Consider the following 14,204-nt stretch of genomic DNA (forward strand, 5'->3'; position numbering starts at 1 on the left):
CGCCGCCGCAGCAGGCGCTCCCTCCGCTCCCTCCGCTCCCTCCGCGGGTCCTCAGTACTTGATGGACTGACCGCCGTCGATCGGGAGGACGGTCGCGTTCACGTAGGAGGCATCGTCGGAGAGGAGGAACGCGACGACCGAGGCGATCTCGTCGGCCTCGCCGTAGCGCTTGGTCGGGTTGACCTGGATGAACTCCTCGGCCGCCTTGCGCGGGTTCTGCGGGTCGAGCTGCTTCATCGAGTTCTCGACCATCGGGGTCCAGATGGCCCCGGGCGCGATCGCGTTGATGCGGATGCCGAACTCGCCGTACTCGATCGCGGAGTTGCGGGTGAGGCCGACGACGCCGTGCTTGGCGGCCGCGTAGCCGGACTGGTTGCCGATCGCGGTGATGCCGCCGACGCTCGCGGTGTTGACGACCATGCCCGAGCCCTGCTCGCGCATCACCTTCAGCACCTTCTCGAGGCCGAGGAACACGCCGCGGAGGTTGATCGCGACGACCTTGTCGAACTCGTCGGCCGTGAAGTCCTCGGTGAGGTTCTGGCGGCCCTCGATGCCGGCGTTGTTGAAGAAGCCGTCGATGCGGCCGAACGCCTCGAGGGTGCGCGCGACGTAGGCGTCGACGTCCGCCTCCTTCGACACGTCGGCGAGGACGGTGATCGACTCGGTGCCCTCCGGCAGGACGTCGACCGTGGCGGCGAGGCCCTGCTCCGAGATGTCGACGAGGGCGAGCTTCGCGCCCTCCTGGGCGAGGCGGACGGCGGCAGCGCGGCCCAGGCCGGATCCACCTCCGGTGATGAGGACGACGCGGTCGGTGAAGCGGGTGCTTGTGGTGGTCATGACGACTCCTGCTCGAAGAGGGATGGGCTCGGAGGCCGTGCGGTCGGCGAGTCCGTATCCATGCGTCTGCATGCAATTGACTCCACGATACGCCACAGGTGTCGGTTGAGTCTGAGTGCGCGGTCAGGGATGGAGTGATCCGGGCTGCGGGCGCCCGCAGTCGAGCCCGGTGGACCCTCACGAGCGGGGCCGCAGGATCCGACGCGAGCACTCGGGTCCTGGGCAGAGCCCCCGCCCCCGCCCCCCCCCGACCCCGATCCGCCGCACGCCCGCCTACAGGTGCGGCTGCCCCGTCGAGGCGCTCGTTCCGCCGTCCACGGCCAGGATCGCGCCGGTGATGTACGCCGCGTCCGCGCTGGCGAGGAACAGCACCGGCGGGGCGATGTCGTCCGGCTGCGCGGGGCGCCCGAGGGCGATGCGGTCGATGAAGGGCGCGAGCTCCTCGGGGGTCGAGGCCATCGACTCGGTCAGCGGCGTCTGCGTGAAGGCGGGGGCGACGGCGTTGACCCGCACCCCGTGCGCGCCGAAGTCGAGGGCCAGCGACTGCACGAACGTCGTGATCGCGCCCTTGGTCGCGTTGTAGGCGGCCTGGCCCCAGTCGCCGCGGATGCCCGACACGGAGGAGACGACGACGATGTTGCCGCGGCTCGCCTTGAGGTGCGGGAGCGCCGCCTTCACCGCGTAGAAGAGGGCGTCGACGTTCGTCGCGAAGAGCGAGCGCCAGGAGTCGTCCTCCACCTCCTCGATCGGGCCGCCGAGGTGGCCGGCCGCGTTGTTCACGAGGACGTCGATCCCGCCGAACCTCGCGACGGTGCCCTCGACGAGCGCGTCGACCTCGGCTCGGACCGAGACGTCGGTGGGGACGACCAGGACGCGCTCGGCCGGGAAGCCGGCGACGGTCTCCTCGAGCGTGGCGGGGGTGCGCCCGGCGACCGCGACGCTCGCGCCCTGCTCGAGGAATGCGCGTGCGATGGAGCGGCCGATGCCGGAGCCGGCTCCGGTGACCAGGACGGTGCGTTCGGCGAAGGGGTAGGTGTTCGAGGCGATCATGGCGGTGCCTTCCGGGTGCAGAGGGGCGGCTCGGCGGGGTGCGCCGGGTGCGGCGGGCGTCGGACCCGCCCGGTGCCGATCATCCGCGGCACCCGAGCGGATCGACGGGCCGCCGCGCCGGTACGGAGGAGCTCCACATCGCTCCGCAGCACGGCCCCCGACCCTGGCAACCGCCGCAGAGTGCGATCCGCGGCCACGCGGGCTCGGGTAGACCGGAGGGACGCCAGTGGACAGGGGGAACCACCATGGACACCACGAGAACGACCGCTCCGCGCCGGGCGACGGGGCTCCGGGCCGGACGGCACGCGACCGTGCTGGGCGCCTCGGCACTGCTCGCGGCGCTCGCTCTGAGCGGCTGCACGAGCGGCGCCGACCAGGCGGAGGAGGCGACACCCGCCGCCCCGGGCGCCGCTGCTCCGACGACCGCCGCTCCGACCGCGACGCCCACCGACGCTCCGCTCGGGCCCGTGACGCTGCCCGAGGGCGCGACCGCCGCCGTGCGGTGGACCGACCAGGTCGGCCCTGTCGATCCGCAGACAGTGAACCTCAGCGGCGATCCGCTGCACATCACCGTCTCGGTCGCCTGCGACACCGCGGACGCCGAGGTGACGATCGAGGTCGTCGGCCTGATGACGAGCGGATCGTCGTGCGTCTACAGCCCGAGCACGACCCGCACCGGCACCGGAGGCGGCAACACGGGCACCATGCAGATCGCCGTCGAGCAGGACGCCGAGATCAGGGTGACGACGGTGCCGGACGACGCGCACTGGTCGGCCGCCGTCTCGACCGGGGCGCGGACGGTCCCCGGGCCCTGACGCCGGCCTGCGCGCTCACGAGAACACAGAAGTCGCGGTGGTCGAGAGCGGCCACCGCGACGTCTGCGTTCTCGAGTCGTCGAGGACGTCAGCCGATCGGGACGCCGAGCTCGGCCATGAACGGCACGGCGTCGACCGCCTCGCCGTCGACCCGCGTCTCGAAGTGCAGGTGGCAGCCGGTCGAGGCGCCGGTCGAGCCGCGCAGCGCGATGACCTGGCCGACGGTGACGGTCTCGCCGACCGACACCATCAGCTCGCTGTTGTGGGCGTAGCCGGTCTCGATGCCGCCGCCGTTGTCGAGCAGGATCCAGTTGCCGTAGCTGCCCTGGTACGACGCCTCCTCGACGGTGCCGCTGGAGGCCGCGAGGACGGGCGTGCCGCAGGCGCCGGCGAGATCGGTGCCCTTGTGGAACAGGTTCACGCCGGCGACCGGCGCGTCGGGGCGGGGGCCGTAGCTGCTGCTGATGTGACCGGAGATCGGGACGACCCACGCTCCGGACGCTCCGGCGGCGGCCGCGGTCGACTCGCCGGAGGTGGCCGTGATCGCGTCGAGGGACGCGGTGGGCACGAGGACCTCGGGCTTGGCCTCGGCGGCGAAGGCGTCGCGGGTGACGCTCTGCTGCACGACTCCGGCCGCCACGAAGCTCTGCGGGCGGGCCGCGGCGACGGCGGTGGCCGTGTCGCGGGTCAGCTCGGAGTCGGCGGTGCCGCCCACGGCGAACGCGGGCATCGTCGACGTGATCGCGATGCCGGCCACGAGGGTCATCGCGGCGACGGCGGAGACGCGGGGTCGCGACGGGCCGCGGGAGGGGCGGCGGCTGCGGGACTCCTGCTCACGGAGCGAGCGACGGGTCGGGAGGGCGGACGGACTGCCGGTCTCGGCTCCTGCGGGGGTGGGAGTCGAGGCGCGTGACGAACGGTGCATGCAGAGGAGGTTCCAGGTCTGCCGACGCTCGAGGGGGGAGGCGAGCGCCGGGTGGGGCAGTGGGGCTGATCGCACGGCTAAGCCGATGCGACCCTCCAAACTACCCGCGTTCCGCCGGATCCGACCTGAGAGAAACCTCCGGAGTCAAGCGGTTGAGCGCATCGATCGGCTCTCGATCCGGAGTGGCGGGGGTGCGCCGGGTCGCCGGTGGGCGTGCTCAGCGGTCGGCGGTGAAGACGAGCAGGGCGATCACACCGGCGACCGTCGCCGCGACTCCGGAGCCCAGGCGCCACCACATCCACTTGTCGCGCCTGGGCCCGCGCACGGGACGCCGGAGGCCGGCGCGGCCCTGGTAGCCGCCGGGATCGTGCTGGAAGACCATGCCCCCAGCCTGCCGAACCCGCGCCCGTCGCGGGGTCGACTCGCCCGCGACTCCCAGCCGCGAACGGCGCTGCAGGGCCGAAGCGAGAGCCGGGGGGAAGGGGGAGAGGCGGCGACGAAGGGGGAATGAGGAGCACGGACGGCACGGCCGGACGACGGCCGCCGCCCGCGCGCCTAGCGCGACCCGGGCGCGCTCGCCAGCGGGTTCGCGGGCCGGGTGCCGCTCGGTAGCGTGGGGAAGTCGGCCGGAGCGGTCGACGAGCGGAGGAGCGGACATGGCCGGGACCGGCAAGGACAAGGACGCACGCGACAAGGCGGCGCAGAAGCGCGCGAAGAAGGCGCTGAAGAAGGCCGAGAAGTCGGTGCGCGCGGCGCACGAGGCGGTCCGCGACTCCAGCAAGAAGCTGCGCAAGAAGGCCCGCAAGCTGGCCGAGCAGACCGAGAAGCTCAAGCGGACCCAGGAGAAGGCGGCGAAGAAGGCGGCCGCGGCCGAGAACCACCCGACCACGCCGAAGCACGCCGCCGAGCCGGCGGTCGGCGCCCTCGACCTCACCCCGCCGCTGCCCGGCTCGCAGGAGCCCGCCGAGGATCAGGAGTCCGCCGAGGACGCCGGTGCCGCGGCCGGGTCCGCCGCACAGCCGGAGCCGGCCCCCGACTCCGACCCCGCGCACACCCCGGACCTCACCCCGCCGATGCCGCGCTCGGCCTCCTGAGCGCACCCGTCTGAGCGCCGTACGCCAGTGCGGGCTCAGGAGAATCGCATCCGCCGATGCGCCGCCCGCCTGAGAATCCGCACAGGGTACTCGGGCGGGCGTGCCCCGCGAGGTGAACAGCAGGTGAAGCCTCGCGACCACGCCGGAACGCCTCCCGCCGCGGGAGCATCATGTCTGCGTGGATCCCTTCATCCTGCTCGCGCTCGTCGTCGTCACGGCCCTCGCCTTCGACTTCACCAACGGCTTCCATGACACGGCGAACGCGATGGCCACGTCCATCGCGACCGGTGCCCTGAAGCCCCGCACCGCCGTCGCCCTCTCGGCGTCGCTGAACCTCGTCGGTGCGTTCCTCAGCATCGAGGTGGCGCTGACCGTCACCAACGCGGTCGTGAAGATCCAGGACTCCTCGGGCGCACCCGATCCGGCGCTGCTCGAGGACGGCGGATCCGCTCTGCTGCTGATCGTGCTGGCCGGCCTCATCGGCGGCATCGTCTGGAACCTGCTGACCTGGCTGCTCGGCCTTCCCTCGAGCTCGTCGCACGCCCTCTTCGGCGGCCTGATCGGCTCCGCTCTCGCGGGCCTCGGCCTCAACGGCGTCAACTGGGCCGGCGACGGCACGAAGCTCGACGGCGTCGTGGGCAAGGTGATCCTCCCGGCGCTGATGTCGCCCGTGCTCGCCGGAGCGGTCGCGGCGATCGGCACCTGGCTCGTCTTCCGGGTGATCGGCAACCTCGCCGAGAAGAGCCTCCACCGCGGCTTCCGCTTCGGCCAGATCGGCAGCGCCTCCCTCGTCTCGCTCGCGCACGGCACCAACGACGCGCAGAAGACCATGGGAGTGATCACGCTCGCGCTGATCGCGGCCGGCGGCTGGAGCGACACCGAGTCGGTCCCCTTCTGGGTCAAGCTCAGCTGCGCGCTGGCCATCTCGCTCGGCACCTACATCGGCGGCTGGAGGATCATCCGCACCGTCGGCAAGGGCCTCGTCGAGATCGACACCCCGCAGGGCATGGCCGCCGAGAGCGCCTCCGCCGCGGTCATCCTCGCCTCCAGCCACCTCGGCTTCGCCCTCTCGACCACCCACGTCGCGACCGGCTCGATCCTCGGCTCCGGAGTCGGCCGCCCCGGAGCGCAGGTGCGCTGGCGCGTGGCGCTGCGCATGGTGATCGCCTGGGTCATCACGCTCCCGGCCGCCGCCCTCGTCGGCGCCGTGATGTGGTGGATCGGCCACCTCGTCGGAGGCGCGGCCGGCGGCCTCCTGATGGCCGCGATCCTCGTCGCCGTCGCCTCCCTCATCTACATCCGCTCGCGCCGCGACAGCATCGGCGCGCACAACGTCAACGACGAGTGGCAGGACGCGGCGGCACGCCCCGCGCCCGAGACCGCCGGCGTCTGAGCGAAAGGATCCGCACCGTGCTCTCCCTCTTCCTCTCCGCCGCCGGCCAGGTGGCCCTCGTCGCCGTGCTCCTCGGAGCAGGCCTGCCCGTGCTCTTCGCCGTCGGCGTCCGCTCCTTCGCCGTCGCCGCCGGTGCTCCCGCCTGGGGCGGGTCCGACGCCTCCGCGGTCCGGAGCGGTCTGCCCGCTCCGGTGCTGCGCGGGATCGGCGTGCTCTGCTTCGCCCTCGTCGTCGGCTCCGTCGTGATCGGCCTGAGCGTCATCATCGCGACGGGCCTCGGCCAGTCGGTGAGCTTCGAGCACGTGATCCCGACCTTCGTGCCCAAGGGCTGAGCATGGCCTCGACCGATCCGATCGCGGCGCGGGAGGGGATCGTCGCCCGCGTGGTCGGCTGGCTGCGCGCGGGCTACCCGTCCGGCGTGCCGGAGCAGGACTACCTGCCGCTGCTGGGCCTGCTGCGCCGCAGTCTCACGACGGACGAGGTCGAGCAGGTCGTCGCGCGGCTCCTGTCGGAGTCGGAGCGGGCCGAGACGGTCGTCTCACGGGCCGTCGTGCGCGAGCGGATCGAGCAGCTGCTGCTCGGACCGGCGATGCCCGAGGACGTCGCCCGCGTCTCCTCGCGGCTCGCGAGCGCGGGCTGGCCGCTGGCGGGTCCGGAGTCGCTGGCCGAGCCGGACACCCGCGAGGGCCTGGTCGCCCGCATCGTCCGCTGGCTGCGCGCCGGCTATCCGGCCGGGCTGCCCGAGCAGGACTTCGTGCCGCTGCTGGCGCTCCTCCGCCGCCGTCTGAGCGACGAGGAGGTGGCCGAGGTGGCCGCCGGTCTCGCCGCCGACGCGCCCGCCTCCCGCGCGGACGTCGGCACCGCGATCGCCGGAGTGACCTCGGAGCTGCCCTCGGAGGAGGACATCGAGCGCGTGCGCCGGTCGCTGGCCGCGCTGGGCTGGCCGGAGGAGTTCGCGAGCTGAGGCGCCGCGGCCCGGGTCTCGGGCCGCAGGAGTCCGCGTGCCGATCCGCCGCTGTCGCCGGCGATCCGGCCGGAGATTCCGCCGGCCGATCGCGCCGCGATCCCGGGCGGTCCAGCCGTCGAAGGGTGACCCTGCCGGGACCAGGACGCGGACGCTGCAGCGGGCCGGGCCCGCCGTGAGCGGGCGGGACGAGCGCTGGAGCGTGTCCTCGGGCGGGCGACAGGCGACCGCCCGGTCGGCAGGGGAGTCGCGGGGTCACGACGCGCGCCGTTCGCCGTCCTAGGTTCGGCCCGGGTCCGGATCGGCTGCGCAGCCGGCTGCCGGACCGCAGCCCGACCGGAAGGACAGCCCCATGACCGCACCCACCATCGTCCTCGTCCACGGAGCGTTCGCCGACGCCGCGAGCTTCGCCCCGGTCACGCGGATCCTGCTCGACGCCGGCCACACCGTGCGCGTCCCGGCCGTGCCGAACCGCAGCCTGCTGGGCGACGCGGAGTACCTCCGCTCCTTCGTGGAGCAGCTCGACGGGCCGGTCCTGCTGGCGGGCCACTCCTACGGCGGCGCCGTGATCACGGTGGCGGGCGCCGCCGAGAACGTGGTCGGCCTCGTCTACCTCGCGGCCTACGCGCTCGAGGAGGGGGAGAGCCTCGGGCAGCTGCAGGGCGCCTTCCCCGACTCCGACCTCCCGGCGAACCTCGTCTACACACCGTTCCCGATCGACGGAGCGGAGCCGGGCACGGACGTGTCGGTCGCGGTGTCGGCGTTCCCGGAGGTGTTCGCGGCCGGGATCGATCCGGCCGAGGCGGCCGTGCTCGCGGTCGGCCAGCGCCCGCTCGCCGCTCTGGCCTTCGGTGAGGCCGCTCCCGTCGCCGCCTGGCGGACCCGGCCGAGCTGGGGCGTCGTCGCGGCCGCGGACCGGACGATCAACCCGGACGTCGAGCGGTTCGGCTACCGGCGGGCGGGCGTGCGCTCGGTCGTCGAGCTCGACGCGCCGCACCTGGTGATGCGCTCGCACCCGGAGGAGGTCGCGCGGGTCATCACCGACGCCGCGGCGGAGCTGAGCTGACCGCGGAGTCTTACCGATCGCGGAGGGGTGCGCTGCGTTCCGGTGCGCTCCTCCGCACCCCGCCGCGCACCACCCCCACCCTGAAGCACGCCCCGCCGATCTAGGTACTCCCGCCGCGGATCTAGGTCGGCGTCGCGTGGAGCCGGGCCCGCCGCCTCCCTAGCCTCGAAGGGAGAGAAGGGCGGGATCGTGGACACGGACACCGCACGGCTCGGCGCCTACCTCCGGGGGCACCGCGACCGGCTGCGCCCCGACGAGGTCGGCCTGGGGACCGACGGACGTCGCCGGGTCAGCGGGCTGCGCCGGCAGGAGGTCGCGGTGCTCGCGGGGATCAGCCCGGACTACTACCTGCGGCTCGAGCAGGGCAAGGACCGCCGCCCCTCGGCGCAGGTCCTGGACGCTCTGGCCCGCGCGTTCCGTCTCGACGCGGACGGGCGGGACTACCTCTTCCGGCTCGGCGGGCACGCCGCGCCGCGCCGCTCGCCGGGCTGGGCACAGGCCGGGCCGACGCCGGCGCAGGTCGGCAGCCTGACGAGCATGGTCTCGTCCTGGACCACGACGCCCGCCTACGTGGTCGACCGCTACCAGGACCTCGTCGCCGTGAACGAGCTCGGCCGCCTGTTCCTGCCCCTGGCCTGCGAGCAGGGGACCAACATGATCGAGGCCGTCATCGACGCCGCGGCGCTCGAGACCGACGCCGAGCGGCACGAGGACTGGGACCGCACGATCGCCGTGATGGCGGCCGCCCTCCGCTTCCACTCCGACCCGGCGGACCCGCGCCTGCGGGTCCTGGTCGCCTCGCTCGGCGGCCGCTCGCGGGTCTTCCGCCGCGTCTGGGCGAGCCAGGAGGCGTATCCGCTCCGCGAGGGCTCGTCGCCGGTGCGCGTCGACCCCTTCGGCTTCATCGCCTTCCGCTGGCAGACCCTGGAGGTGCACGGAGGCGACCACTTCCTGACCTCCTTCTTCGGCGCCCCCGGCAGCGCCGCGGCCGCCGCGATCGATTTCATCCGGGCCCGCCACCGGGTCGAGGAGTGTCTGCGCGAGGGTGCGATACTCGACGCGTGAAGCGGGACGCGCTCGTCGTCGGTCGGGGATCGGAGCTCGCGCGGCTCCGTCTGATGGTCGACGGCATCGCCGTCCACGGGTCGGCGCTCGTCGTCGACGGGGACGCCGGGGTCGGCAAGACCACCCTGGTCGAGGAGGTCGTCGCCTACGCCCGCGCACGCGACGTGCGGGTGCTGCGCACCGCGGGCTCCGCAGCGGAGTCGGGCGACCAGTACGCGGCGCTGCAGCTCCTCCTGCACCCGCTCCGCCCGGGCCTCGACGGCCTGCCCCTGCCGCAGCGGGACGCGCTCCGCGTCGCCTTCCACCTGGCGGAGGGAGTGCAGCCGACGCCGCTCCTGGCCGGCCTGTCGGCCCTGACCCTCCTGAGCGACGCCGCCGCCGATCGGCCCCTGCTGGTCGTCGTCGAGGACCTGCACCGGATCGACCCGGAGTCGGCGTGGGCGCTGCGGATGCTCGCCCGGCGCATCGGCGAGGACCGCGTCGTCGTCGTGATGACCACGAGGGACCGGCCCGAGGAGGACTCCGGCCTCGAGCACCTCCACCTCGGGCCGCTGTCGGCCGCCGACTCGGCCGCTCTCCTCGACACGCTCCCGCATCCTCCTCGCGGCGCCGCCCGGCGCGCTCTGCTCGACCTCGCCCGCGGGAATCCGCTCGCCCTGGTGGAGCTGACCGGGCGCGACCCGTCGGCCGACGAGGCGGAGGACCGCGCGGTGACCGGACGCCTCGAGTCGGCCTTCGCCGAGCGCTTCGCGGAGCTCGACCAGCCCTCGCGGCTCGCCGTGCTGGCCGTGGCGCTGGGCGACGTCGCGACGGCGGAGGAGGCGAGCCGCCTGGCGAACCTGGCGCTCGGCCGCCATCCCGACCCCTCCTGGATCGACAGGGCCGTCGCCGCGTCGCTCCTCAGCTGGACGCCGGGGAGCGGACTCCGCTTCCGGCACCCTCTCGTGCAGTCCGCGGTGACGAGCGTGAGCCGACCCTCCGAGCGCGCCGCCGTGCTCCGTACGCTCGTCAAGGAGCACCGCGACGACCCGAGCCGGACGCTCTGGTGGCGGTCGGAGCTCGCGACCGGCTCGGACGGGCCGGTCGGCGAGGAGCTCGCCGGTCTCGCGGCGTCCGGCCTCGCGACGGGCGACGTCGTCCTGGCGGCTCAGGCGATGGAGCGGGCGGCGGAGCTGACCCCCGCGGGGCCGCTGCGCGTCTCGCGCCTGATCGACGCGGCCGAGTACTCCGGACTCGCCGGCCGGACCGCGGAGGCGGCGCTGCTCGTGCACCGCGCGGCGGGCGAGACCGTCGATCCGGTGCTCACCGCCCGCGCCGCCTGGACGCGCGAGACGCTGCCGACCGGGCGCACGGCCCTCTCGCGGGGAGACCTCTCGCCCGCGCTCGCCGCAGTGACGGCGCTGCAGAGCCACGGAGCCGTCGACGCCGCGACCGCCGCGCTCCTGCACCTCGCCGCCATCGCCTGGGACCACAACCGAGAGGCATCGCCGGGGGAGCCGATGATCCAGGCGGTGCGCGCGCTCGCCCTCGACGACTCCGACCCGCGCGCCGTCCTGCTCGCGGCGGTCACCGAGCCGATCGCCCGCGGCGACGAGGTCGTCCGCCGGGCGCTCGCGGCGGCCGGCGGAGCGAGCGGTCCGGAGGAGGCGTGGTGGCTCGGCTACGCGCTGAACACGGCGGGCGAGGTCGAGGTCGCCCGGGAGCTCCTGGAGGAGGCGATCACCGGGCTGCGCGCGCGCGGCGACATCCGGATCCTCCCGCAGGCGCTCCTCGCCGCCTCGATGACCACGTCGCTCGCCGGCCGCTTCTCGCGCGCCCGCTCCTTCGCCGAGGAGGCGCTCGTCCTCGGGAGCGACCTGGGGGACGTCGGCTTCGAGACCGCCTCCCGGGCCTGCCTGGCCTGGTTCGACGCGATGGAGGGAGTCGCGCCCGATCCCGAGGCGATCAGCGCGGGCAGCGCGATCGGCGCGGCCGTCCTCTCCTCGAGCGTGATGCGGGCGACGCTCCGCGGATCGAGAGCGGCGGTGGCGGTCCTCGAGTCTCGACCGGGCGACGCCGTGCCGGAGCTCCTGCCCCTCCTCGACACGGACGACGACTCCCTGAACCCCGGCTTCGCGATCCTGACCACGCCCGATCTCGTCGACGCGGCTCTCGCGATCGGGGACGTCGGAGTCGTGCGCCTGCACGCCGCGAGGCTGGAATCGCTCTTCGAGCGCTGGCACCAGCCGATGATCGAGGCGGCCCTCCGGTACGCGCAGATCGCCGTGGCGCTCGCCGACGGAGCGCCGGACGTCGCGGCCGGGCTGCTCCGCCGGACTCCGCCGCCGCTCCCGTACGTACGGGCGCGGGCGCTGCTGCTCGTGGGCGACGGGCTGCACCGGGCCGGTCGGGCGGCGGAGGCGCGGCCCCTCCTCCGCGAGGCACTGGCGATGCTCGAGGAGCTGCCGATCCACGCCTGGGCCGATCGGGCCCGTGACGCGCTCCGGGCCGCCGGAGGGAGGATCGCGGACGCGCCGTCGCCGGCCGCTGCGACGCTGACCCCGCAGGAGCTGCGCATCTGCGCTCTCGCGAGCACGGGGCTGTCGAACCGCGCGATCGCGCAGAACCTGTTCCTCTCGCCGCGCACGGTCGGCGCGCACCTGTACGCGGCGTACCGCAAGCTCGGGATCGGCGGGCGGGGCGAGCTCGCCGCGGTGCTCGGGAGGGACGCGGGCGCCGACGCCTGAGGCCGGACTCCGCTCGCAGGGGCACCCGGCCCCCGTTCGAGCGCAGACGCGCAGGCGCGCCCCGGAACGGCCGGGACGCGCCTGCGAGCGTGCCGCGCTACTCCTGGATGAAGGCCAGCAGGTCGGGGTTGATGACGTCGGCGTGGACGGTCAGCATGCCGTGCGGGTAGCCCTCGTAGATCTTGAGCGTCGAGTTCTGCAGCAGCTCGTGCTGCTTGAGCGCGGCGTCCTTGTAGGGGACGACCTGGTCGTCGTCGCCCTGGGTGACGAGGACGGGGACGGTGATCGCCTTCAGGTCCTCGGTCTGGTCCGTCTCCGAGAAGGCCTTGATGCCCTCGTAGTGCGCGAGCGCGGATCCGGTCATGCCCTGGCGCCACCAGTTGTCGACCACGGGCTGCGAGAGCTCGACGCCCTCGCGGTTGAAGCCGTAGAAGGGCCCGGAGGCCACGGCCTGGTAGAACTCGGCGCGGTTCGCCGCGAGAGCGTCGCGGAAGCCGTCGAACACCGAGATCGGCGTGCCCTCGGGGTTAGCCTCGGTCTGCACCATCAGCGGCGGGACCGACGAGACGAGGACGGCCTTGGCCACGCGACCCTGGGGCTCGCCGTACTTCGCGACGTAGCGCGCGACCTGACCGCCTCCGGTGGAGTGGCCGATGTGGATCGCGTTCCGCAGGTCGAGGTGCTCGACGACCGCGTTCACGTCGCTGGCGTAGTGGTCCATGTCGTGTCCGGTGCCGACCTGGGTCGAGCGTCCGTGCCCGCGGCGGTCGGTCGCGATGACGCGGTAGCCGCGCGCGTGGAAGAACAGCATCTGCGCGTCCCAGTCGTCGGACGACAGCGGCCAGCCGTGGTGGAAGACGATGGGCTGCGCGTCGGTGCTGCCCCAGTCCTTGTAGTAGATCTCGACGTCGTCGTCCGTGGTCACAAACGGCATCTTCGAACCTCCGTGCTCGTGTCGATCCCGAGCCCGGCCCGGGTCGTGTCCAAGGTGGTGCCTCCCCGGATGAGGGTGGGGAGCGGCTCCACGATAGGCGCGTGGGAGCGCTCCCTGAAGAGCGCGGGGAGATGTTCCGACGATCGTCCAGACCTGGTCGCATGGGCGGTGGCGAGGCCGCCGGCCGCGCACGCCGTGTGGGGTCGGATGACTCGTGACCCGCACCGCGGACGCTGACAGGATCGCGGCGGACGCGCCCTCCCGCGGCGCGCGGATCGGAGGTCGCGATGCCCACGACGACGCCCACGACGTCGGCCCTGCCGACGCCCCTGACGACGACGCTCCGGCCGGCGGTGCTCCGGTGACCGTCGAGGACCGCGTCCCGATCGAGCCGCAGGCGGTCGTCGCTCCGCTCAGCCGGTCCGCCGTCTTCCTCTCGCTCGACATCGTCGGCGGGCAGGACGCCGCGGACCGCGTGCGGGACGTCGTCGCCGACGTGGGCGGGATCCTCCGAGCGGTCGGCTTCCGCGACCTGGGCCTGCGCCTCTCCTGCCTGGTCGGGATCGGGAGCGACGCGTGGGGCCGCTTCGGCGGGGAGGGGCGCCCCGTACAGCTGCACCCGTTCAGGGAGGTGGTGGGCGCGGCGCACACGGCCGTCTCGACGCAGACCGACCTCCTGTTCCACATCCGGGCGGAGCGCGACGACGCCTGCTTCGAGTTCGAGCGCCTCCTGCTCGACGCGCTCGGCGAGGACGTCGTCGTCCGCGACGAGGTGGTCGGCTTCCGCTACTTCGACAACCGCGACCTGCTGGGCTTCGTCGACGGCACCGAGAACCCGACCGGGGAGGCGCTGCCCCGCGTCGCGCTGATCGGCGCGGAGGACGCGGCGTTCGCGGGCGGCAGCTACCTGGTCGTGCAGAAGTACCTGCACGACCTGACGTCCTGGCACGCGCTCACCACCGAGCAGCAGGAGCGGGTCATCGGCCGGAGCAAGGCCGACAACGTCGAGCGCGAGGACGATCCGGCGCAGCTCTCGCACAAGGGGCTCGCGACCGTGGTCGACGCCGGCGGGACCGAGCACGACATCCTCCGCGACAACATGCCCTTCGGCCGGCCCGGCAGGGGCGAGTTCGGCACGTACTTCCTCGGCCTGGCCGCCGACCTGTCGGTGATCGAGACGATGCTGACGCGGATGTTCGTCGGCGTGCCCGCAGGCCGGCACGACCGCCTCCTCGACTTCTCGACCGCGACGACCGGCGGGGTCTACTTCGTGCCCTCGCGGGACGTGCTCGAGGGCCTGGGCGGCTGACACGGGTGGGTCGTCGGGGCGCGGAT

Annotated in this window: 14 protein-coding genes; 9 read left to right on the forward strand and 5 right to left on the reverse strand. The window is 73.9% G+C overall.

Annotation, left to right across the window (positions count from 1 at the left end; genetic code table 11):
* Positions 1-51 precede the first annotated feature (51 nt).
* Both GTU71_RS13525 and GTU71_RS13530 read right to left on the reverse strand, forming a co-directional pair.
* Complete coding sequence (locus GTU71_RS13525; RefSeq protein ID WP_167299040.1) at positions 52-837, reverse strand: glucose 1-dehydrogenase; 786 nt, start codon at positions 835-837, stop codon at positions 52-54.
* A 273-nt stretch (positions 838-1,110) separates the two neighbouring features.
* On the reverse strand, positions 1,111-1,887 hold the full coding sequence (locus GTU71_RS13530; RefSeq protein ID WP_244230562.1) for an SDR family NAD(P)-dependent oxidoreductase: 777 nt from the start codon (positions 1,885-1,887) through the stop codon (positions 1,111-1,113).
* A 245-nt stretch (positions 1,888-2,132) separates the two neighbouring features.
* On the opposite strand from GTU71_RS13530, the gene GTU71_RS13535 reads away from it, so the two are divergent.
* Complete coding sequence (locus GTU71_RS13535; protein ID WP_159940527.1) at positions 2,133-2,702, forward strand: hypothetical protein; 570 nt, start codon at positions 2,133-2,135, stop codon at positions 2,700-2,702.
* A gap of 88 nt (positions 2,703-2,790) precedes the next feature.
* On the opposite strand, the gene GTU71_RS13540 is transcribed toward GTU71_RS13535, so the two are convergent.
* The gene (locus GTU71_RS13540; protein ID WP_104239337.1) at positions 2,791-3,627 is read right to left on the reverse strand and encodes a M23 family metallopeptidase; all 837 of its coding nucleotides are present in this window, start codon (positions 3,625-3,627) and stop codon (positions 2,791-2,793) included.
* Between the two features lie 217 nt (positions 3,628-3,844).
* Positions 3,845-4,009 (reverse strand): hypothetical protein, encoded by a 165-nt coding sequence (locus tag GTU71_RS13545; protein ID WP_159940529.1) that lies wholly within the window; start codon positions 4,007-4,009, stop codon positions 3,845-3,847.
* 274 nt (positions 4,010-4,283) lie between these two features.
* On the opposite strand from GTU71_RS13545, the gene GTU71_RS13550 reads away from it, so the two are divergent.
* The 7 genes from GTU71_RS13550 to GTU71_RS13580 all read left to right on the forward strand — a co-directional run bounded on the left by GTU71_RS13550 (position 4,284) and on the right by GTU71_RS13580 (position 11,935).
* Positions 4,284-4,721 carry a hypothetical protein gene (locus tag GTU71_RS13550; protein WP_159940531.1) on the forward strand — a complete coding sequence of 146 codons (438 nt, stop codon included), beginning with the start codon at positions 4,284-4,286 and terminating at the stop codon, positions 4,719-4,721.
* A gap of 178 nt (positions 4,722-4,899) precedes the next feature.
* Positions 4,900-6,114 carry an inorganic phosphate transporter gene (locus GTU71_RS13555; protein ID WP_104224012.1) on the forward strand — a complete coding sequence of 405 codons (1,215 nt, stop codon included), beginning with the start codon at positions 4,900-4,902 and terminating at the stop codon, positions 6,112-6,114.
* A gap of 17 nt (positions 6,115-6,131) precedes the next feature.
* Positions 6,132-6,446 carry a hypothetical protein gene (locus GTU71_RS13560; protein WP_159940533.1) on the forward strand — a complete coding sequence of 105 codons (315 nt, stop codon included), beginning with the start codon at positions 6,132-6,134 and terminating at the stop codon, positions 6,444-6,446.
* Between the two features lie 2 nt (positions 6,447-6,448).
* Entirely contained in the window at positions 6,449-7,078 is a 630-nt protein-coding gene (locus tag GTU71_RS13565) for a DUF3349 domain-containing protein (protein WP_104224010.1), read from the forward strand.
* A gap of 352 nt (positions 7,079-7,430) precedes the next feature.
* Positions 7,431-8,144 (forward strand): alpha/beta hydrolase, encoded by a 714-nt coding sequence (locus tag GTU71_RS13570; protein WP_159940535.1) that lies wholly within the window; start codon positions 7,431-7,433, stop codon positions 8,142-8,144.
* Between the two features lie 189 nt (positions 8,145-8,333).
* Positions 8,334-9,209 (forward strand): helix-turn-helix transcriptional regulator, encoded by an 876-nt coding sequence (locus GTU71_RS16320; protein WP_159940537.1) that lies wholly within the window; start codon positions 8,334-8,336, stop codon positions 9,207-9,209.
* Positions 9,206-11,935, forward strand: a complete 2,730-nt coding sequence (locus GTU71_RS13580; RefSeq protein WP_159940539.1) for a LuxR family transcriptional regulator — start codon at positions 9,206-9,208, stop codon at positions 11,933-11,935. The genes GTU71_RS16320 and GTU71_RS13580 overlap by 4 nt, the downstream gene beginning before the upstream one ends.
* Before the next feature lie 97 nt (positions 11,936-12,032).
* On the opposite strand, the gene GTU71_RS13585 is transcribed toward GTU71_RS13580, so the two are convergent.
* Positions 12,033-12,869 carry an alpha/beta hydrolase gene (locus GTU71_RS13585; protein WP_159940541.1) on the reverse strand — a complete coding sequence of 279 codons (837 nt, stop codon included), beginning with the start codon at positions 12,867-12,869 and terminating at the stop codon, positions 12,033-12,035.
* Positions 12,870-13,083: 214 nt separating this feature from the next.
* On the opposite strand from GTU71_RS13585, the gene GTU71_RS13590 reads away from it, so the two are divergent.
* Complete coding sequence (locus tag GTU71_RS13590) at positions 13,084-14,178, forward strand: Dyp-type peroxidase (RefSeq protein WP_347877595.1); 1,095 nt, start codon at positions 13,084-13,086, stop codon at positions 14,176-14,178.
* Positions 14,179-14,204: the final 26 nt, after the last annotated feature.

The sequence above is a fragment of the Rathayibacter sp. VKM Ac-2762 genome, assembly GCF_009866585.1.
Lineage (GTDB): Bacteria > Actinomycetota > Actinomycetes > Actinomycetales > Microbacteriaceae > Rathayibacter.